The 19,369-nt window shown below is 43.1% G+C and carries 21 protein-coding genes and 1 tRNA gene; 13 read left to right on the forward strand and 9 right to left on the reverse strand.

The genetic code is table 11. From position 1 onward, the window contains the following. Positions 1-8: 8 nt before the first annotated feature. On the reverse strand, positions 9-989 hold the full coding sequence (locus AC4PHB_RS00310) for an alpha-ketoacid dehydrogenase subunit beta (protein ID WP_492136699.1): 981 nt from the start codon (positions 987-989) through the stop codon (positions 9-11). Between the two features lie 2 nt (positions 990-991). Then, positions 992-2,074: a pyruvate dehydrogenase (acetyl-transferring) E1 component subunit alpha gene (gene pdhA / locus AC4PHB_RS00315; RefSeq protein WP_492136700.1), complete on the reverse strand. Its 1,083-nt coding sequence runs from the start codon at positions 2,072-2,074 to the stop codon at positions 992-994. A gap of 192 nt (positions 2,075-2,266) precedes the next feature. Here pdhA and AC4PHB_RS00320 point away from each other — a divergent pair, with 192 nt between their 5' ends. Both AC4PHB_RS00320 and AC4PHB_RS00325 read left to right on the forward strand, forming a co-directional pair. Further along, complete coding sequence (locus tag AC4PHB_RS00320; RefSeq protein WP_492136701.1) at positions 2,267-3,748, forward strand: DUF1538 domain-containing protein; 1,482 nt, start codon at positions 2,267-2,269, stop codon at positions 3,746-3,748. Next, entirely contained in the window at positions 3,735-4,403 is a 669-nt protein-coding gene (locus AC4PHB_RS00325) for a P-II family nitrogen regulator (protein ID WP_492136702.1), read from the forward strand. Before AC4PHB_RS00320 ends, AC4PHB_RS00325 begins: the two co-directional genes overlap by 14 nt. Positions 4,404-4,482: 79 nt before the next feature. Here the strand turns inward: AC4PHB_RS00325 and AC4PHB_RS00330 are convergent, their stop codons facing one another. Together AC4PHB_RS00330 and AC4PHB_RS00335 are read right to left on the reverse strand one after the other, a co-directional pair. Beyond that, on the reverse strand, positions 4,483-5,385 hold the full coding sequence (locus tag AC4PHB_RS00330; RefSeq protein ID WP_492136703.1) for a pseudouridine-5'-phosphate glycosidase: 903 nt from the start codon (positions 5,383-5,385) through the stop codon (positions 4,483-4,485). Beyond that, on the reverse strand, positions 5,385-6,323 hold the full coding sequence (locus AC4PHB_RS00335; protein ID WP_492136704.1) for a carbohydrate kinase family protein: 939 nt from the start codon (positions 6,321-6,323) through the stop codon (positions 5,385-5,387). The genes AC4PHB_RS00330 and AC4PHB_RS00335 overlap by 1 nt, the downstream gene beginning before the upstream one ends. A 139-nt stretch (positions 6,324-6,462) precedes the next feature. Here AC4PHB_RS00335 and AC4PHB_RS00340 point away from each other — a divergent pair, with 139 nt between their 5' ends. From AC4PHB_RS00340 to AC4PHB_RS00355, 4 genes are all read left to right on the forward strand, one after another. Then, on the forward strand, positions 6,463-7,086 hold the full coding sequence (locus AC4PHB_RS00340; protein ID WP_492136705.1) for a hypothetical protein: 624 nt from the start codon (positions 6,463-6,465) through the stop codon (positions 7,084-7,086). Between the two features lie 33 nt (positions 7,087-7,119). Beyond that, positions 7,120-8,244 carry an aminotransferase gene (locus AC4PHB_RS00345; protein WP_492136706.1) on the forward strand — a complete coding sequence of 375 codons (1,125 nt, stop codon included), beginning with the start codon at positions 7,120-7,122 and terminating at the stop codon, positions 8,242-8,244. Between the two features lie 157 nt (positions 8,245-8,401). Next, positions 8,402-9,334 (forward strand): TDT family transporter, encoded by a 933-nt coding sequence (locus AC4PHB_RS00350; RefSeq protein ID WP_492136707.1) that lies wholly within the window; start codon positions 8,402-8,404, stop codon positions 9,332-9,334. Between the two features lie 15 nt (positions 9,335-9,349). Then, entirely contained in the window at positions 9,350-9,814 is a 465-nt protein-coding gene (locus tag AC4PHB_RS00355) for a C-GCAxxG-C-C family protein (RefSeq protein ID WP_492136708.1), read from the forward strand. Positions 9,815-9,865: 51 nt separating this feature from the next. Here the strand turns inward: AC4PHB_RS00355 and AC4PHB_RS00360 are convergent, their stop codons facing one another. Continuing rightward, positions 9,866-11,464, reverse strand: coding sequence for an amidohydrolase (locus AC4PHB_RS00360; RefSeq protein ID WP_492136709.1), 1,599 nt, complete (start codon positions 11,462-11,464; stop codon positions 9,866-9,868). 208 nt (positions 11,465-11,672) lie between these two features. On the opposite strand from AC4PHB_RS00360, the gene AC4PHB_RS00365 reads away from it, so the two are divergent. Continuing rightward, positions 11,673-12,503, forward strand: a complete 831-nt coding sequence (locus tag AC4PHB_RS00365; protein ID WP_492136710.1) for a deoxyribonuclease IV — start codon at positions 11,673-11,675, stop codon at positions 12,501-12,503. Positions 12,504-12,524: 21 nt separating this feature from the next. On the opposite strand, the gene mnmA is transcribed toward AC4PHB_RS00365, so the two are convergent. Together mnmA and AC4PHB_RS00375 are read right to left on the reverse strand one after the other, a co-directional pair. After that, entirely contained in the window at positions 12,525-13,640 is a 1,116-nt protein-coding gene (mnmA, locus tag AC4PHB_RS00370; RefSeq protein ID WP_492136711.1) for a tRNA 2-thiouridine(34) synthase MnmA, read from the reverse strand. An 82-nt stretch (positions 13,641-13,722) separates the two neighbouring features. Then, a tRNA-Ala gene (locus AC4PHB_RS00375) sits at positions 13,723-13,798 on the reverse strand. A 121-nt stretch (positions 13,799-13,919) separates the two neighbouring features. Here AC4PHB_RS00375 and AC4PHB_RS00380 point away from each other — a divergent pair. The 6 genes from AC4PHB_RS00380 to AC4PHB_RS00405 all read left to right on the forward strand — a co-directional run bounded on the left by AC4PHB_RS00380 (position 13,920) and on the right by AC4PHB_RS00405 (position 17,656). Beyond that, positions 13,920-14,141, forward strand: a complete 222-nt coding sequence (locus tag AC4PHB_RS00380) for a hypothetical protein (protein WP_492136712.1) — start codon at positions 13,920-13,922, stop codon at positions 14,139-14,141. After that, the gene (locus AC4PHB_RS00385; protein ID WP_492137778.1) at positions 14,122-14,433 is read left to right on the forward strand and encodes a YbjQ family protein; all 312 of its coding nucleotides are present in this window, start codon (positions 14,122-14,124) and stop codon (positions 14,431-14,433) included. The genes AC4PHB_RS00380 and AC4PHB_RS00385 overlap by 20 nt, the downstream gene beginning before the upstream one ends. Positions 14,434-14,484: 51 nt before the next feature. After that, positions 14,485-15,561, forward strand: coding sequence for an AI-2E family transporter (locus AC4PHB_RS00390; protein WP_492136713.1), 1,077 nt, complete (start codon positions 14,485-14,487; stop codon positions 15,559-15,561). After that, entirely contained in the window at positions 15,558-16,370 is an 813-nt protein-coding gene (locus AC4PHB_RS00395) for an EFR1 family ferrodoxin (RefSeq protein ID WP_492136714.1), read from the forward strand. Before AC4PHB_RS00390 ends, AC4PHB_RS00395 begins: the two co-directional genes overlap by 4 nt. 112 nt (positions 16,371-16,482) lie before the next feature. Further along, entirely contained in the window at positions 16,483-17,085 is a 603-nt protein-coding gene (locus AC4PHB_RS00400) for an acetate uptake transporter (RefSeq protein WP_492136715.1), read from the forward strand. Positions 17,086-17,176: 91 nt separating this feature from the next. Further along, the gene (locus AC4PHB_RS00405; RefSeq protein ID WP_492136716.1) at positions 17,177-17,656 is read left to right on the forward strand and encodes a GNAT family N-acetyltransferase; all 480 of its coding nucleotides are present in this window, start codon (positions 17,177-17,179) and stop codon (positions 17,654-17,656) included. Here the strand turns inward: AC4PHB_RS00405 and truA are convergent. Together truA and AC4PHB_RS00415 are read right to left on the reverse strand one after the other, a co-directional pair. Further along, positions 17,653-18,390 (reverse strand): tRNA pseudouridine(38-40) synthase TruA, encoded by a 738-nt coding sequence (gene truA / locus AC4PHB_RS00410; RefSeq protein WP_492136717.1) that lies wholly within the window; start codon positions 18,388-18,390, stop codon positions 17,653-17,655. The two genes, AC4PHB_RS00405 and truA, sit on opposite strands and share 4 nt — an antisense overlap. 12 nt (positions 18,391-18,402) lie before the next feature. Continuing rightward, the gene (locus tag AC4PHB_RS00415; protein ID WP_492136718.1) at positions 18,403-19,248 is read right to left on the reverse strand and encodes a YitT family protein; all 846 of its coding nucleotides are present in this window, start codon (positions 19,246-19,248) and stop codon (positions 18,403-18,405) included. Between the last annotated feature and the right edge of the window lie 121 nt (positions 19,249-19,369).

The following is a 19,369-nucleotide window of genomic DNA, read 5'->3' on the forward strand; positions in this document are numbered from 1 at the left end:
TGCACCTCCTAGTACTTAACGATTTCTTCTATAGTTTTAGCTATTCTCTCAGGTGTAGGTATATAGTGATGCTCGCCCCTTGGAAGTGGGAAGGTCGTATCAAACCCTGTCAGCCTTGTAGGCGGTGCCTCAAGATGGAGGAATGCCTTCTCGTTGACTATAGATATTATTTCTGCACCAACGCCTAAGGTTTTAGGCGCTTCGTGTACTACTAATATCCTTCCGGTCTTTTTAGCTGATTCCACAAAGCTTTCTCTGTCCATTGGCGCAATAGTTCTAAGATCAATTATCTCTGCTGATATATCCTTCTTCTCAACCATATCTACTGCCTTTTGAACATCCCTTACCATAGCTCCCCAGGCTACTATTGTTATATCAGTGCCCTCCTTGACGACTTTAGCCTTTCCAATGGGTATTTCGTATGCTTCCTCGGGGATCTCCTGCTTGAACGCCCTATATATCCTCTTGGGCTCCCAAAAAAGCACCGGATCAGGATCTCTCATTGCAGATATAAGGAGACCTTTGGCATCATATGGGGTGGACGGTATGACTACCTTAAGTCCCGGGATCTGAGCATATAGTGCCTCTGTGCTCTCTGAATGGTGCTCCAATGCCCTAATGCCTCCGCCATATGGAGCTCTTATTACCATAGGGAGACTGTATTTGCCTCTTGATCTGTTTCTCATTCTTGCAACGTGACTTATGATCTGATTGAAGGCCGGGTATGAGAAGCCTGAAAACTGCATTTCCACAACTGGTTTAAGTCCATTGATAGCCATTCCGACTGCAGTGCCCACTATTGCCGATTCAGCAAGGGGAGTGTCAAATACTCTTTCCTTCCCATAAGTCTTCTGGAGATCTACAGTCGCTCTGAAGACTCCTCCTTCAACGCCAACATCCTCACCGTAGACAACTACCCTGTCATCAAGGGCCATTTCATTCATCAATGCCTGGTTTACTGCCTGTACTATACTAAGTGTATTAGCCATCCTTAATTACCTCCCTTAAGATACGCCCTGTACTCATCAAGCTGCTCCTGAAGCTGTAAAGGCATCTTTTCGTAGTGGTATTTGAATATATCCTCCAGTTCATAGCTTGAATTCTTTTCAATATCCTCGAAGGTTGCCATAACCTCCTCCGCAAGCTTTGCCAAGATCTCTTTTTCCCAGTTCTCGTCAATTACCCCGTTATCCTTAAGGTAATTGCCGAATCTCTTCACAGGATCCTTGAGACGCCACTCATCTACCTCTTTATCATCTCTGTACTTCGTTGGATCGTCGGAGGTTGTGTGGGCAGCAAGTCTGTAGGTGTAGGCCTCGATAAGGGTTGGACCTTCTCCATCCCTTGCTCTTTCCACAGCTGTCTTGGTGGCATTGTACATTGCAAATATATCGTTTCCATCGACAAGTATGCCTGGCATTCCATAGGCGATCGCCTTCTGAGCCAGATTTTCACTCATGGTTTGAATTACTCTTCTTGTCGATATTGCATACTGGTTGTTTTGTATGACAAATACCACAGGTGCCTTAAATACTGCAGCAAAATTCAAGGCCTCATGGAAGTCGCCATGGGATGTGCCACCGTCACCCACATAGGTCAGCACTACGTCTTTTTCACCCTTGATGTTGATTGACATCCCTATGCCTGTGGCATGTTGAAGCTGGGATGCGATTGGAACTGATACAGGCAGAACCCTTACATCCTCGGGAGTATGGCTTCCCCATTCATCTCCGTACCAGTAGGTATAAATATTTTTCAGACTGACACCTTTAGTTAGCCACGCACCCAGCTCCCTGAAGGCGGGAACTAGCCAGTCTTTCTTGCCTAGAGTGTAGGCACTGCCAACCTGGGCGGCCTCCTGTCCGATGTTTGGGGCGTAGGTGAGCATTCGGCCCTGCCTTTGATAGGATAACGCTTTCTCATCGATAGTCCTTGAGTAAAGCATGGTCTGGTACATTGATTTTAGCTGGTCATCTGATAATTCAGGGACTTCACTCTTTTCAACTACCTTGCCATCCGGGTCGATCACCTGGTAAATCTTATTATCTAACGGATTATGTTCTTCGAATTTCACGAAGCATGCCTCCTTATATATTAATTGATAATTAATATCATCTTACTTATATATTACCAAAAACGAATATAATAAACATAATCCAATAAAAATATAGAGAGCTCCGGTTATTGAACATAGTGATCCATTTTTAGAAATAATTGAGTGATTATGATCAAGTGTTGGGTATAGTCCTACGGAGGAGGTGATAGATTGCAGGTATTATACAATAAATTAAAAGAAGTAATTATGGCAGTCTTTCCGATAGTGGGGATAGTTGTGCTTCTCAATTTTACGATAACTCCGCTTGAGAGCGAGCAGCTGGGATCATTTTTATTGGGAGCGGTCCTGGTAATTTCAGGTCTTACATTGTTCCTTTTTGGGGTAGACCTGGGTATCAGCCCAATCGGAAGATACATAGGCGGAGCAGTTGTAAAGAAAAACAGCCTGTGGATACTTGCCGCATCTGGATTGATTCTGGGATTTCTAATCTCGGTCGCCGAGCCTGACCTTCACATTCTGGCAAACCAAGTTGACTTAGCTACAGGAGGTATGCTACCAAAGCTCCATCTGGTTGTGATGGTCTCCATAGGTATAGCAGTTATGCTGACCCTTGGGTTTATAAGGATCGTATACAATATTTCTCTTAAGCTGATACTTTTCCTGCTATATGGATTGGTTCTTATCGGAGGGTTACTCGCTCCTCAGGAGCTTTTGGCGATCGCCTTTGATTCATCAGGTGCGACTACGGGAGCCATGACAGTACCATTCATACTAGCACTTGCACTGGGTATATCTGCACTGAGGAAGGATAGTAAATCTTCAGAGGCTGACAGCTTTGGGCTTGTTGGGATTTCTTCGGTGGGAGCTATATTGGCTGTAATGGTAATGAGCATATTTTCAAAGGGAGGCATATCAGAAGCTGCAGATCAGGCTGTAAGCCATGGTGCAGCTACAATTTTTGAGACTTTGCTGATAGTCTCTGGTGAGGTTCTCCTGGCTCTAGCACCCATATTTCTGGTTTTCCTGATAGTGTATAAAACTTCACTGAACATTTCAAAAAGGAAATTTAGAAATATTGTGGTAGGACTAGTATATACTTTCCTGGGCTTGGTCATGTTTCTTGCAGGAGTCAATACCGGCTTCATGGAAGTTGGAAGAAAGGTTGGCTTTGAAGCAATGCTAAACGGTGGAGGGATGGTAGTCATTGGCATAGGATTCGTTCTTGGACTTGTAACGATCCTGGCGGAACCGGCTGTTTATATCCTCACGCATCAGATAGAGGAGGTAACGAGCGGATTCATTACGAGAAAATCAGTTATGGCGGCACTTTCTCTTGGAGTCGGTCTGGCAGTAGCACTTTCAATGGCAAGGATCGTTATAGAACCATTGGAGCTATGGCATATCCTTATCCCTGGATACTTGATCGCGATTGGGCTTATGTTCTTTGTACCTGAGTTGTTTGTTGGTATTGCCTTTGATTCAGGAGGTGTAGCGTCAGGACCTATGACTGCGACATTCATACTCGCATTTGCCCAAGGGGCAGCATCTGCAGCTGAGGGAGCTGATGTACTGGCTGATGGGTTTGGAGTCATTGCATTGGTAGCTATGATTCCTTTGATAGCATTACAGATCCTTGGGTTCATATTTCATTTGAAATCTAAAAAGGTAGGTGTGGCTGATGATGCCGAATGAAGCTAATTTAGTAAAGGAGCTGGTCCTTATTACAGTTATAGTGGACTGTGGCAAGGGAAGCCGGGTCCTTAGAATAGCAAGAGACAATGAAGTAACAGGGGGGACGGTTCTAATGGCAGATGGTACCATTCGCCATGGGCTGTTAAATTTTCTTGGTATCACCGATACCAGGAAGGAGATGATCATGATGGCTGCTCAGCGGGAAAGTGCAGATCATGCTCTCATTGCTCTTGACAGGGAGCTTGAGTTTTCCAAGCCAAATCATGGCATAGCCTACATGACCCAATTATGCAGGGTTACAGGAGCCGCCTCGTTGGATTGCAGAGCAGAGGATGATGGAGAGGGTGAGTATATGTATCAGGTTATAAATGCTATCGTTGATAAGGGGAGAGCTGAAGAGGTAATAGAAGCAGCATCAGAGGCAGGTGCCAAGGGAGGAACTATAATAAATGCAAGAGGTGCTGGAATACATGAGACCAGAAGGGTATTTGCAATTGATATAGAGCCTGAGAAGGAGATAGTAATGATATTGGTCAAGAATGAGTTGGTGGACGGCATAATACAGTCCATTAATGAAAGGCTTGAGATGGATAAACCGGGAAACGGAATAATTTTTGTCCAAAGAGCAATCAAAACCCTTGGATTATTTGAGTAATTACTAGGCAGAAGAGCTGTGGCAATCTTGATAACTAATTATTATGTGGAGGGTCCACAGCTCTTTTTTGTGTGAGAAACTATAATGCTCTAGCTATTTGTGCTGCCAGCAGAGCATTGTTGTAAACCAACTGAATATTCGACTCAAGAGATTCTCCGCCGGTTATTTCCTTTATTTTGGCCAGAAGGAAGGGGGTAGTATCCTTACCCTTTATACCCAGCGCTTCTGCCTCATTTACCGCATCCTCGATCACTTTTGTGATAAGGTCAGCATCCATTGAGTATTCCTCGGGGATTGGGTTGGCTATAAGAGCTCCCCCCATAAGTCCAAGTTCCCATTTTGTCCTAAGTATGCTTGCTATTTCCTCCGGAGTGTCAACCTTGTAGTCTACTTTGAATCCGCTTTTTCTTGTATAGAATGCCGGAAGCTCCTCTGTCTTATAGCCAAGCACAGGCACTCCCTTAGTCTCAAGGTACTCAAGTGTAAGCCCCAGATCAAGAATTGATTTTGCACCAGCACAAACAACTGCTACCTCAGTCATTGCAAGCTCCTCCAGGTCAGCTGAGATATCCATTGTCTTCTCCGCACCTCTGTGTACTCCGCCCACTCCACCGGTTGCAAAAACCTTGATTCCCGCCATGGCAGCGATGATCATCGTTGATGCAACAGTCGTGGCACCGTCTCTCTTGTGTGCAACAAGGTATGGTATATCTCTTCTTGAAACCTTTGCGATATTTCCAGCTCTGCCCATGTAGTCAATTTCTTCCGCAGTAAGACCTGCTTTAAGTCTTCCTCCAATTATCCCTATCGTAGCAGGCACTGCACCATTTTCTCTGATTATCTCTTCGACCTTTAGGGCTGTCTCAACGTTTTGAGGATAGGGCATCCCGTGGGAGATTATTGTCGACTCCAGAGCTACTATCGGTTTGTTATCATCCAGCGCCTTTTTTACCTCATCACTTATATCAAGGTATCTGTTCATTATATTTCCTCCAATCTTTTTGAGATTCCTTCAATTTTATCAATGCTCATTTCCTTGTTGATAGTATCCTCAGAGCTCATCGCAACAATCGCTGCTCCCATTGCATACCTGATGGAATCTCTGAGAGGAAGATTATTTAACTCTCCGTAAATCAATCCTGCCTGAAAAGCATCACCTGCTCCGGTAGCGTTTACTGGAACAAACTCAGAGGACTTAAATCCGCCTCGGGAACCTGAATGGCTGCTGAAAAAAACTCCATCCTTTCCGAGAGTAATGCATACATTACTGACTCCTTTATCGTGGAGGATATGTGCTGCCTTAACCAGGTCATTCCTGTCCTGTATCCTAATTCCAGTAAGTGTCTCGGCCTCGATCCTGTTTGGCTTTATAGTATGAAAGCTTCCGATAAATTCAGCTGCAAACTCCGCCTTGGCGGTTGAAACAGTATCAAGGAAAAGCTTCTTGTGGCTGAATTCAAACACTATTCTTTCGAGAACATCCTTCCTTAGGTTAGCGTCTACCATGATGATGTCACTTTCTTCAATCAAAGCTCTGTTGACGCTGATGTAATTCCAGTCAAGCTCCTCCATAATACTCATAGCATTTATTGCAAGGTCCATATCCTTGTTCTCATCAAGAATAGCGAGATAAATGCCTGTGGGTTCAGCAACTCTTTTCACATGGTCCACATCAATACCTGATTTTTTTGCCTCCAAAATTAGGTATTCACCAAAACTGTCACTGCCGATAACTGAAAAAAGCCTCGTAGGTATCCCTAAAAGTGCTGAGTTTTCAGCGATATTTCTTCCCACACCTCCTGGCGACAGCTTTACGCTTCCGATATTTGAATCTCCTCTAATAAGTACTTTCGTGGGCGAACCTACGATATCCAGATTAGATCCTCCAATCACTGCAACGCTTCCCAACGAAGCATTCAAATCGATCATCTCCTTCCTTTTATGGCTTTAGAACTATTTTACCCCTGTTATGACATTTTTCAACAGTGAGTAATTATAATCGAAGCAAGGATAACCTTCACAGCAGAAATAAATCTGGTATAATGTAGTCACACCAGAAATGGAGGGGAGGACCATGCTCCTTAATGAGAAGCTTTTTAATGTCGAAGGCTCTTACGGAGGTCAGCAAAGCTGGCTTAAAGCATTTAAAATCAAAAATCAATTTTGGGCGGACAGATCATGTGGAGTAACTGCAGCTGCAAATCTTATAATGTACCTTTCAAGGACAAGAAAAGACCTGTCAGCTCTGTACCAGGGTACTACAAGCGAGGAATTTGTAGGATTGATGAAGGAGTTATACCCTTTTCTTAAGCCCAGGGTTTATGGTATACCCACCCTCACCAAGATGAGGCAGGGAATACAGAGGTTTGCGTACTCCAGGGGCATCAAACTGAGCTTCTATATGGAAAGCTGGATTTGGGATGTAAATGAAGGAAGCGACTTCATCATCCAGATGCTTGAATTGGACAGACCCGTCCTGCTTTTGACATGGAACGCTTCAAACAGGGAATTCAGAAACCATTGGGTGACAGTAACCGGTATGGTAAAGAAAAAGGAAGGCTACGACCTTATTGCATCCAACTGGGGGAGACGAAGGATCTACTCATATGAGGAATGGATAAGGGATAAGGCTCTCTTAAGAGGGGCAATAGCCTTCGAATTTGAAAAGTCGAATATGAAATAAGCATATAAAAATAAATCGAAAGGACTGATGTAAATGAAGCTGAAGCCATTCAAGGTGGAGCAGTGGATGAATGAGTATGAAATGGATTCTCTAAACAACATAGCTGAGACATGCGTGGATTCGATTTCCTTAAAAGAGCTTCTCCAGCTTACTGGTACGCCTGAGGAGGGCTTTTGCAGGGAGCTTTCTGAGAAGAAGCTTACCTATGGGTATATTACAGGTAATCCTGATCTTAAAAAGGCTATAAGCGGCTTATACAAGGATCTTGTCCCTGAAGATATACTTACTACAAATGGCGGGATCGGTGCAAACAATCTTATTCTTCAGGCGTTAGTCGATAAAGGTGACAAGGTGGTATCAATAATACCAACCTACCAGCAGCTTTATTCCATACCAGAGTCAATTGGTGCGGAGGTTACAGTCGTTTATCTGGAAAAAGAAAAAAATTACCTGCCAGACATGGATTTACTGAAAAGGATTGTCGACGATAATACCAAACTTATCGCTCTAAATAATCCAAATAATCCTACAGGTGCGATCATCCCTGAGGAGCTGATGAAGGAGATAGTTGAGCTTGCGAGAAAGCACGATGCCTATGTTCTATGCGACGAGGTTTACAGAGGTCTTAATCAGGATGGCAGCTACCAAAGCTCGATAGCAGACCTTTATGAGAAGGGGGTAGGAACATCAAGCATGTCTAAGGTTTTCTCACTTGCAGGCCTCAGACTTGGCTGGATAGCTACGAAGAACGTGGAGCTTATGAAGAAGCTGGAATCTCATAGAGATTATAGTATGATCAGTTGTGGGATGCTGGATGAAATAATCGCTGCCCATGCCCTTAAGAACAAGGATAAGCTTCTAGAGAGAAACCTGGGGATCATAAAGGAAAACCTTGAAATACTTGATAACTGGATAAAGGCGCATCCAAAATTTTCCTTTGTGAAGCCAAAGGCAGGCACCACCGCTCTTGTCTACTACGACTATGACATAAACTCCTATGACTTTTGTATCGGACTTATGGAGCATTCAAAGACCCTTGTAACGCCGGGAGATTGCTTCGAATATGAGAAAAGCTTCAGGATAGGCTATGCTGCCTCAAAGGAGGTCCTCATAAAAGGCCTCGAGATGCTGGCAGACTACTCTGAAAAAATCAAATAGATAATTTTGTGTTAAAGCTGCTGAAGATAATTCCTTCAGCGGTTTTTTATTTGGTTTTTGTATTGATATCGATTATCTATAAAAAATATCAATTGGCGTCAACAATCTAACAAATGCTATTATTTCAATGTATCGATCAATATGAAGGAGTGATTGAATGATTGGACTTATAAAAAGAATGCCCGTTCCAGCCGCTGGTCTTATGCTGGGATTGGCTGCAGGAGGAAATCTTGTCCAGCAGTGGTCGGCTGAATTGAGGCTTATCATGGGTTTTTTAGCTGCAATTATTTTTGTACTGTTATCCTTGAAGCTGATAATACATGGGAGATTTGTCGCTGAGGAGATTAAAAACCCTGTGATCGCAAGCGTCGCACCTACATATTCCATGGGGATGATGCTGCTTTCCGTATACATAAAACCAGTATTCCCAGCTGCAGCCCTTATAATGTGGTCATTGGCGATAGTGTTACATATTGGACTTGCAATATTTTTCAGCAATAAATATCTTAGGGGCTTCAAACAGGATTCAGTTATGCCCTCATGGTTTGTAGTTTATGTCGGAATCGTGGCAGCATCGGTAACTAGCCCTGCCTACTCTATGAAGCCACTTGGGCAGCTGCTATTTTGGATAGGTCTTGTTGGTTACCTGGCTTTGTTGCCATTAGTAATAAGAAAGCTGGGAAGACTTAAATCTGTACCTGAACCGGCATTGCCAGCAATCGCTATATTCTGTGCTCCTGCCAGCCTTCTTCTAGCTGGCTATATGAACGCATTTGAATCAAAAAATTCTTTATTGGCAGCTGCGCTGTTGATTGTTTCTCAGCTTGCTTACTTATATGTACTGATCATGCTTCCAATGCTTTTGAGATTAAGGTTCTATCCATCATTCGCGGCTTTCACCTTTCCGGTGGTTATAACTGCGATCTCTATCAAAGCTGCATCGGGTTACTTCACTGGGATAGGCTTGTTGAGACAATTATCGATTATAGAAGCTATAATTGCAGTGGTTTTAGTTATTTACGTTCTTTTCAGGTACATTGGGTTCCTTAAGCCTGAAAGGCCAAAGATAGCAGAGAAAATTAATATATAAACAGGAGGATTACATATGACTAAACAGGAATTATTGGATCAGATAAGGGAAGAGGCATCAGGCTACTTCGCAAGGGGAGAGTTCTACTGCTCAGAAGCAGTAGCCCAGACTATAAATAACCTTTTAGGCAAGCCGTATGATGAAAATATAGTGAAAATGGCTTCTGGCTTCCCAATAGGGATGGGGAAATCCGGATGCGTTTGCGGCGCCGTAAGTGGCGGACAGATGGCACTTGGGATGGTTTATGGCAGAGTTCATGGAGAGCCTATGAAAGAGGAAATGTTTCCTGCTGCAGCACAGCTCCATGACTATGTGATGGATGAATATGGCTCAAACTGCTGTAGAGTAATCACTAGAAAATGGGTGGGAGACAACTTCATGAGTCCCGAAAGAAAAAAGCACTGCGTTGAAATAACGGGAAAGGTCGCAGAGTGGATCGCCAATAAGCTGATAGAGGATGGCAAGGTCACAGTAGAATAACACTAAAAAAAGAAGCTGCCGGTGGATTTTTCCACTGACAGCTTCGAATTTTTATCTCTCGTAAACGAACTTCCCATTTACCATTGTCTTTTCAACCTTGATATTCTTTATATCCATAGGATCTATGGAGAAGATATCCCTGTCAAGAACGATAAGGTCAGCAACAAAGCCTGGCAATAGCTTCCCTTTGACATCCTCCTTGAACTCATTGAAAGCACTTCCTACGGTATACGCATCGATTGCATCCTCAAGAGTCATAGCCTCCTCCGGATAATAGCCTCCTTCTGGATGTCCATCGAGCCCCTTTCTGTTCACTGCACAATAGATGTTTTGGAATGGATTGCAGTCCTCGACAGGCGAATCTGTGCCAAGGCTCACTGGAGCTCCCATCTTATAAAGGGTATTGAAGGCATAGGATGTCTTTGCAAGCTCCTTGCCAACTCTGTCCTCGATGACTCTGTTGTCATAGTCCAGGAAGATAGGCTGATACATTACAGGAATTTGAAGTCTTGTCTGTCTTTCCAGCTGCTCCATACTTGTAATCTGGTTGTGAACTATTCCATGACGCAGAGGATTTTTGCCATCGACCATTGTACTCTCATAAGCATTCATTACGCTTTCAACTGCTGCATCTCCTATGGCATGAGTGACGACTGTTATGTCGTTCTCAACTGCAAGGTCAACTAATGCCTGAAGCTGATCATCACTTAGGGCCTCAACTCCAAAGGTCCCAGGTGCATCTGCATATTCCTTCTTCATGTAAGCTGTTCTGGCACCAAGAGAGCCATCCTTGAATAGCTTTAGGGCACCTTTCGAGAAGAACATCTCATCGTATTTGCCTGTAATATGCTCAGATTTCAAATACTCCTTAAAGTCCTCTATATCCTGGAAATTGTATTGATGCCTGTATCTGAACTTCAGCTTTCCTTCATTATAAAGGTCGTGAAGAAGCTTGAATACTTCCTTGAAGTCTTTACCCATTACGTCGCAGGATTGTACGGAGGTCAAACCCTGGCTGACTGAGTAATCCATAGACATAAGGAATTCCTTTTCTCTGGTAGCCATGTCCTTCTCAGGGATAGCCTTTCTAATGAGCTGAACAGCATTTTCATTGAATATCCCATTAGGCTTGCCGTCTTCGCCGATCTCAATTTCTCCGCCATCGATTCTTGTATTCTCGTCTACTCCCAATATTTCAAGTGCTTTGGTATTTCCTACTCCTACATGACCACAGGTCCTCTCAAAAACTATGGGGATGTCAGTTGATATCTGGTCGAGGTCGAACCTGTTTATCATCCTTTTCTCACCGGTTGCAAAATAGTCCTGGTTCCAGCCTCTGCCGGGCATTGCCTTCATATCCGGATCGGCAGCCAGGAACTCTCGACCAAGTCTGATTATATCGTCAATGGATTTGGCAGGTATAAGATCACACGAATTCATTGCTGCGCCCTTCATAGTTATATGAAGATGGCTGTCGTTAAGACCCGGAAGGATCGTCTTACCTTCCATATCGAGGATCGTTTCCGCTGATTCTCCTGCCAGCTCAGTATTGCTGCCTGCTTTCTTGATCATGCCGTTTTCTATCAGCAGAGCTTCAACGAAGTGTCCTTTTTCTGCGAAAATCTTTGCATTTCTGATCAAAGTTCTCAAATAATCATCTCCCAATATTATTTTACAATCCCAATGCATATACCCCACCTGGTACAATTGTAGTTACTATTTTGGATATTAGCTCCAATTGACAAGGTGCTTTATTACAATAATAAAGCTATATTGTCAATTAATCAACAATGATTTTGAATTTTGTTTTGTAAAACTTGGGTATAAACGTCCTAGTATTTATTATAAGGAGGATATGATGTTAAAAATTGGTTGTCACTTATCTGTATCAAAGGGCTTCGAGGCAATGGGTGTAGAGGCTCTGTCTATAGGAGCTAATTATTTTCAGTTTTTCACGAGAAATCCCAGAGGCAGTAAGGCGAAGGATATAGATCCGGCTGATGTCTTACGACTTAGAAAACTTATGGAGGAAAATAATATCTATGGCGCTCTTGCTCATGCACCCTATACCCTAAATCCAGCATCCAAGGATGAAAAAGTTAGGCAGTTTGCAGAGGAGGTAATGATGGATGACCTTCAAAGGCTTGAACTACTGCCCGGGACTTTTTATAATTTTCATCCCGGAAGTCATGTCGGTCAGGGAGTCGACGAGGGTATAGAGCTTGTGATCGAGCTGCTCAACAAGGTCATATGGAAGGAACAGACGACGATAGTTCTGTTGGAAGCAATGGCTGGTAAGGGGACTGAGCTTGGAAGGAGCTTCGAAGAACTTAAAAGGATACTTGACGGTGTAGAGCACAAGGATAGGATGGGCATTTGCATAGACAGCTGTCATATAAGCGATGCAGGCTATGACATAGTAAACGACCTAGACGGAGTATTGGAGGAGTTCGATAGGGTGATCGGTCTTAAATGGCTCAAGGCTGTGCATATAAATGACAGTATAAACGAAAGAGGGAGTGGAAAGGACAGACATGCAAAAATCGGGGAAGGTACCCTGGGTATTGATACCTTTGAGAGGCTTATAAACCACCCAAGTCTGCGTGATCTTCCATTTGTCCTGGAGACACCCAATGATATCGAGGGCTATAAAAAGGAGATAGAGCTGCTAAGATCTCTTTATAAGTAAAGACTGCCGGTGGGCAGTCTTTTAATCGATATTGATTTGGCTGTAGATTTTATCAAGCGGCTCTACTGACCTTATTATTGAACTTCCAAGGCATACCTCTCCGTCATAGAGTACAGCGGCCTGGCCAGGCGTAACAGCCTTCACAGGGTGGTCAAATTGTATATGAAGAGTGCCGTCCTCAAGCTCTGAAACCGTGACGGGTATATCAGACTGACGGTATCTGAACTTTGCGGTACATTTCATAGGAAGCCCCGGAGCCTTACCGGCTATCCAAACGGGATCCTCACCTTGAAGAGAAACCGAGAACAAAGCAGGATGATTTTCGCCTTGTGCGACAAAGAGCTTATTGTTCTTAAGGCTTTTCCCAACCACAAACCAGGGTTCTCCCGTACCCACTCCGCCTATGCCTATGCCTTTTCTCTGGCCAAGCGTGTAGTGTATAAGCCCTGTATGCCTTCCTATCTTACCTCCGTCCACATCTATAATGTCGCCCTCTTCAGACAAAAGGTACCGGTCTAGAAATTCATCAAAGTCTCTTTCTCCGATAAAGCATATACCTGTTGAATCCTTTTTCTTAGCAGTATAAAGCTTATACTCCTCTGCGATCTCCCTGACTCTTTTCTTCTCAAGGTGACCAATAGGGAACAAGGTTTTGGACAGGGCCTTTTGATTGATCCTCGAAAGGAAGTAGCTTTGGTCCTTACTCTGATCCTTTCCTCTAAGCAGCACGAACTCTCCGTCTCTTTCCTCCACTTGGGCATAGTGGCCCATGGCGATGTAGTCTGCATCAAGCTTTAAGGCATAATCGAGAAAAGCGTTGAATTTGATTTCCTGATTGCACATAACATCTGGATTTGGAGTCCTTCCCTTCTTATACTCGCTTAGGAAGTAGCTGAAGACTCTCTCCCAATACTCCTTTTCAAAATTTATGGTATAACAGGGAAAACCCAGCTCAGCTGCAACTCTTTTAGCATCCTCTGCGTCCTCAGCTGATGTGCAGACTCCATTTTCATCCTTTTCATCCCAATTCTTCATGAACAGCCCGATAACGTCATAGCCAGCTTCCTTCAATAATACTGCTGAAACCGATGAATCAACACCACCGCTCATACCTAATATTACTTTCTTCTTCTTCATATAATCTCAACTCCACATATTGCTTACAGCCTATCTGCATAAAAAAGCCACCTCATTGTGCTTATGAATGAAGTGACAGGTTTGGTGGAGATAAGGGGAGTCGAACCCCTGACCTTCTGAATGCCATTCAGACGCGCTCCCAACTGCGCTATACCCCCAGACATACTCATATAATAGCAAAATGTACTTTCCTTTGCAAGAGTTTTTGGACAGCAATGAGCTAAACCTTGCCATTGAAAGCTCTACGTGCTAAATTATCATTAGGAGGTGGTGACGCCTGTGAAATGGAAAAAACTTATTGCTCCAATCATAATTACCATACTGATTTTAATCTATCTATTCTTTTATGTATTCTATCTGTCCAGGGAACCCATGCCCCCAATATTCAAGTTTTTTGTCGTCGCAATACCGCTTGGCTTTATGGGTGTAAGTATTTATATGTTATATGAAAGGATAAAGGAGATAAGGAGTGGTGAAGAAGATGATCTTAGTAAATACTGATTACATAACTGGGAAGGAATTTGAGATGCTGGGCCTTGTAAAGGGCGGTACAATACAGAGCAAAAACATAGGCAAGGATATAACACAAGGCTTCAAGACTCTCGTCGGCGGGGAATTGAAGGCATATAATGAAATGATGAATGATGCAAGGGCACTGGCCACCAAAAGGATGGTAGAAGAAGCAGAGGCGCTGGGAGCAGATGCTATAGTAAACATAAGATATGCATCCTCTTCAATAATGCAGGGTGCAGCTGAAGTGATAGCCTACGGCACAGCGGTAAGATTCAAATAGGGGCAGGATTACTCCTGCCCTTCATTTTAACGAAAGTTGGTGTAGACATAAATGAAGCTTCCAAAGTTAAATAAATCAGCTTGGTTTGATTTGACCATATTTATCATAGTAATAATCGTTTTTATCCTCGTGAGAAAGCCTCTGGGAAGTATGATAAACCCCTTCATATATGCGTTGGTTGCAGCGTATCTGCTGGATCCCCTTGTGAAGCTGCTTGAAAAAAGGGGTCTTAAAAGGATATGGGCCATACTTCTTATATTTGCAGCCATAGCAGGTGTTATAGCTCTTGTATTCGCAACCTTTATTCCAAAACTGACAAGGGATATGTCAGTGTTTATCAGCGATATACCCAGGATATTTGAATTTCTTAAAAATTTCATCGAAGGTCTTAGGGCTGGAGAAATACCCTTCATACCTGAATCGATCCAGGAGTTTCTTAATATAGACAAGGAGATTGCCAATATTTCAGAATACCTCAGAAATGCGATGGGAGGGATACTCAACTCGTTGGCAAGCTCTACTGGAACATTGCTTGATCTTGTGATGACGCCGCTGATAGCCTTTTATTATCTTAAGGACAAGGATAAGCTTGTCAAAGGCATGATGAGCATTGTTCCTGACGCGCTCAAGAAGGGAGTTTCAGATATTGGAAAGGATGTAGATAAGGTGCTGGGAGGCTTCCTGAAGGGACAGCTTACAGTCGCATTATTCGTAGGTGTTCTTACAGGGATCGGCTGCAGGATCATCGGCGTTCCTTATTCTCTGACTATTGGCTTTGTAGCAGGTCTTACAAATATCATCCCGTACTTTGGGCCTTGGCTTGGAGGGATATTGCCAGTGGTACTGGCTCTTTTGGAAAAACCTCTTATGGCCTTGTGGGTAGTGATATTGATATTAGTTATCCAGCAAATAGAAGCAAGCCTGATTTCACCTCAGATAATGTCTCATTCAGTAGGACTACATCCTCTGACTGTTATGTTCTCAGTTCTCTTCTTTGGTAGCATGATGGGGATACCTGGAATGATAATAGGTGTACCTTTATCAGGAGTTCTTAAGGCTATAGGAATCAAGGTTATGAAGCTCAGGACAAGCCTTACAGAGGACGGCAGGAAAGGGGTAAGCATATGAGCCACTATACCTTGACATTTAGCCCTACCGGTAATACAGCGAAGGCTTCGAGAGCAATAATGAGCGGCATCAGGGAGGTGCTGGATGAAACGGCAGACTTCGAGGAGCTTGATATTACTCTCCCTTCCCGAAGAAGGGAGGCTCTGATCTTTTCGGAGCAGGATCTCTTGATCATAGGGATGCCCGTTTATGCAGGAAGGCTTCCAAACCTTCTCCTGCCATACTTAAATACACTCCAGGGAAACGGCGCAAGGTGCATCTGCGTTGTTACCTATGGAAACAGACACTATGACGATGCTCTGCTTGAGCTGTGCGATCTGGTTAAAGACAGAGGATTTGACATAATAGCTGCTGCAGCAGTCGTTGGACAGCACTCCTTCTCTGAGGTACTAGCTAAGGGGAGACCTGACGAGAGCGATATTCTTAAGCTTAGTGAGTTTGGCGGAGAAATTGGTAGTAAGCTTTCGGCCTCTGGTCGGGAAGAAAGCTTATCGATTACAGGGAATAGTCCATACAGGCCTTATTACAGACCTGTCGGTGAGGATGGGGAGCATGTTGATTTTAAAAGGATCAAGCCCGATACGCTGGATACCTGTATCGACTGTAAGCTGTGTGCCAGCTCATGTCCTATGGGCTCAATTGATTTTACAGACGTGTCAAAAATTCCTGGCCCTTGTATAAAATGCTGTGCTTGCGTGAAGGTTTGTCCGGTATCTGCCAAGGTATTTACTGATAATAGCTTTATTTGGCACAAGGAGGAGCTGGAGGATAATTATAGAGAGAGAAGGGAAATAGAGACGTTTATCTAGAATCCTTCATGCTCTGAAAAATGATATAAATATCTGTTGATTTGCATATTGAATATATGTATAATAGAGGCTGTGTCGTATGACAGAAAGATAACGATTTTAGGAGGATAATATGCAAAACAACAATAATCAAACGGTGGTATCCATAAAGGATACGGCAGCAAATCCAGCGCCGCTGGGACTTCTTGGCTTTGGACTTACTACGGTTTTACTTAATATCAGCAACGCAGGGCTTATTCCTATGAGTGCTATGATCCTTGGAATGGGGATTTTCTACGGCGGCATTGCACAGATAATTGCAGGAATAATGGAATGGAAGAAAAACAACACATTTGCAGCAACAGCCTTTACCTCCTATGGTATGTTCTGGCTGGTATTCGTTACAATAAAGACCATGCCTGTTCTGGGCCTGGCTGCAGCACCGGATGGCAAGGCTTTGGGAGCATTCCTTTTTATGTGGGGCCTTTTCACCTTTGTTATGTTTATCGGAACATTGAGGATAAGCAGGGCACTTCAAATAGTTTTCGGCTCACTTACGATCCTGTTCATGCTCCTTGCGATAGGAGACTTTACCGGGAACCATGCACTGATAAATATTGCAGGCTACGAAGGCATATTCTGCGGATTCTCAGCTATATATACCGGCCTGGCACAGGTAATAAACGAGGTATATGGCAAAGAGATACTACCTCTTGGAGCAATGGCTAAAAAATAAGGCAATCATAAATAGTGTTATGACGATTTAAAGGGATGTGGTAGAATTAATTCAATCACATCCCTTAATCTTTTTTTGGAGGCGAATAAACATGGGAATCAAAATAAGAGAATACATAGAGGAGGATCTGGAATGGATCATATCGATCCACGGGTCAATGTATAAAGAGGAATATGGCTTCGATGAAACCTTCCCGCACTATGTCAGAGAACCCCTTGAAAAATTCCATTCAGACAGAGACGTTAAAAAGGAATGCATCTGGATAGCTGAATCTGAAGGCAAAAGAGTCGGGGCCGTGGCAATAGCTAAGGCAGATGATAAAACTGCTCAGTTCAGGTGGTTTCTCCTATTAAAGGAATTCAGAGGGAGCGGAAACGGAAGGCTTCTGGCTGAAAAGGCTGTTCAGTTTGCAATGGATGCAGGATATGAAGAGATTATTCTATGGACTGTCAGTATATTGAATGAAGCAAGAGGATTATATAAAAGCCTTGGATTCTCCATAGAAAAAGAAATACCCCATAACATATGGGGCCGGGATCTCACTGAGGAGAAGTGGACAATGAAGCTCTAGTAGTAGACCTCTTCCAGGAAAAGGCCGTGCGGAGGCACTGTAATGCCTGCCTCAGAACGGATGCCTGACTTAAATATTTCTTCTATCATTTCTAAGTTGACTTTTCCGGATCCAATATCTAAAAGTGTACCGGTCAATATTCGAACCATGTTATAAAGGAAGCCGTTCCCAATAAAGTTGAGTACAAGCATATCTCCGTCAATTTCGAACTCTATTGAATCGAGTCTTCTTACTGTGGATTTTTTAGTCTTTTTAAGAGAGCTGAAGCCAATGAAATCATGGGTACCCATGAGCTTGGCAGATGCTTCCTTTATCTTTTCCTGATCCAGCCTTTCCTTCATATGCCAGGAGTACTTCCTTATAAAAGGCGGTTGTACTTCTCCTGTCCAGATGTAATAGGAATACTTTTTACCTTTTACGTTGTATCTTGAATGGAACCTTTCGGGAGCTTCCGAAATATCCCATATTACTATATCCTTTGGAAGATAATGGTTCATATACGTCTTCATCTCCGTTAAGGCCATGTCAGACGAGGTTGTAAAATTAGAGATATGTCCTCTTGCATGAACGCCTGCATCTGTACGACCTGAGCCAATGATCGAGATATCCTCGCCTGTCATTCTGCTAATGACATCCTCAAGCTTGCCCTGAATAGTCATATCTGAGTTTCCAAGCCTTTGCCAACCCAGGTACCTGCTGCCGTCATATTGAATCTTAAGCATTATGTTTCTCATTATCCAACACTCCTATTCAAATGTGAAGCCCTCTCCCTCGACCTCAGTGATATATGAGACCGCAACAAATGCCTTTTCATCTATAGACCTTACGAAGTTTCTTATCCTAATATATTCACTCCTCGATACTATGGTATTTATAATCCTCTTATCCTCCTTGGAATAACCTCCTGTGGCGTGATAGAGAGTAGTTCCTCTGAAAACGTCAACGAGAATGAACTTGTTTATATCATCAATATGATCCGAGATTATTATCATGTTTATCTTTACGTTAAAGCCAGCTATCATCTTGTCTATTACGAAGGAGTTTATTACTATTCCAAGCAAAGCATACATTCCCAGTCTAGCCCCAAATACGAGCCCTGCAAAAAGGGTTATGAGAAAATCTGCTGCCAGTAGTGATTTTCCTATATCTAGGTGAAGGTATTTATTTATTATTTTTGCAATGATGTCTGTTCCCCCTGTGGATGCGTTCTGATTGAAAACTATCCCCATTCCCACTCCTGAAATGAGTATCCCGAATATTAGATTGATAAATAGGTCGTCTGTGAAAGGCTGTGTCATTGGAACTGCCAGCTCAAGTATAGCTATCATCCCCGATAAAGCCAGACTGGAGTAGACAGTTAGTCCTCCAAACTCCTTACCCAGGACAAGGAATGCAGTTATGAATAGGATTATATTAATAACTGCCAGAATCACTCCCATTGGAATCGACGGTATAAGGTAGCTCAGGACCATTGCAAGACCAGTAGCTCCCCCTACAGCCAAATTGGACGGCATAAGGAAGAAATAAAGTCCTGCAGTCATAATAGCCAGTCCTGCATTGATTATTAGAAATTTTTTGATATCAAGCTTCATTTTATTGTACCTCCTTTTCGAAGCATCGTTTATTGAATTTCGATAAGATATGATAACAGAAAAACAAGAAATTAACAACCCCTCCATTAATACTTTACTTTGAACTCTGGTACCCGTAAAA

This window comes from Gudongella sp. QWL-04 (genome assembly GCF_058683975.1).

Coding starts and splice junctions, on each gene's coding strand:
- AC4PHB_RS00365 (WP_492136710.1), top strand. CDS start 11,673: ATGTTAAAAATTGGTTGTCACTTATCTGTATCAAAGGGCTTCGAGGCA.
- AC4PHB_RS00350 (WP_492136707.1), top strand. CDS start 8,402: ATGATTGGACTTATAAAAAGAATGCCCGTTCCAGCCGCTGGTCTTATG.
- AC4PHB_RS00330 (WP_492136703.1), bottom strand. CDS start 5,385: ATGAACAGATACCTTGATATAAGTGATGAGGTAAAAAAGGCGCTGGAT.
- AC4PHB_RS00395 (WP_492136714.1), top strand. CDS start 15,558: ATGAGCCACTATACCTTGACATTTAGCCCTACCGGTAATACAGCGAAG.
- mnmA (WP_492136711.1), bottom strand. CDS start 13,640: ATGAAGAAGAAGAAAGTAATATTAGGTATGAGCGGTGGTGTTGATTCA.
- AC4PHB_RS00310 (WP_492136699.1), bottom strand. CDS start 989: ATGGCTAATACACTTAGTATAGTACAGGCAGTAAACCAGGCATTGATG.
- AC4PHB_RS00345 (WP_492136706.1), top strand. CDS start 7,120: ATGAAGCTGAAGCCATTCAAGGTGGAGCAGTGGATGAATGAGTATGAA.
- AC4PHB_RS00385 (WP_492137778.1), top strand. CDS start 14,122: ATGATCTTAGTAAATACTGATTACATAACTGGGAAGGAATTTGAGATG.
- AC4PHB_RS00405 (WP_492136716.1), top strand. CDS start 17,177: ATGGGAATCAAAATAAGAGAATACATAGAGGAGGATCTGGAATGGATC.
- truA (WP_492136717.1), bottom strand. CDS start 18,390: ATGAGAAACATAATGCTTAAGATTCAATATGACGGCAGCAGGTACCTG.
- AC4PHB_RS00400 (WP_492136715.1), top strand. CDS start 16,483: ATGCAAAACAACAATAATCAAACGGTGGTATCCATAAAGGATACGGCA.
- AC4PHB_RS00325 (WP_492136702.1), top strand. CDS start 3,735: ATGATGCCGAATGAAGCTAATTTAGTAAAGGAGCTGGTCCTTATTACA.
- AC4PHB_RS00355 (WP_492136708.1), top strand. CDS start 9,350: ATGACTAAACAGGAATTATTGGATCAGATAAGGGAAGAGGCATCAGGC.
- AC4PHB_RS00340 (WP_492136705.1), top strand. CDS start 6,463: ATGGAGGGGAGGACCATGCTCCTTAATGAGAAGCTTTTTAATGTCGAA.
- AC4PHB_RS00415 (WP_492136718.1), bottom strand. CDS start 19,248: ATGAAGCTTGATATCAAAAAATTTCTAATAATCAATGCAGGACTGGCT.
- AC4PHB_RS00390 (WP_492136713.1), top strand. CDS start 14,485: ATGAAGCTTCCAAAGTTAAATAAATCAGCTTGGTTTGATTTGACCATA.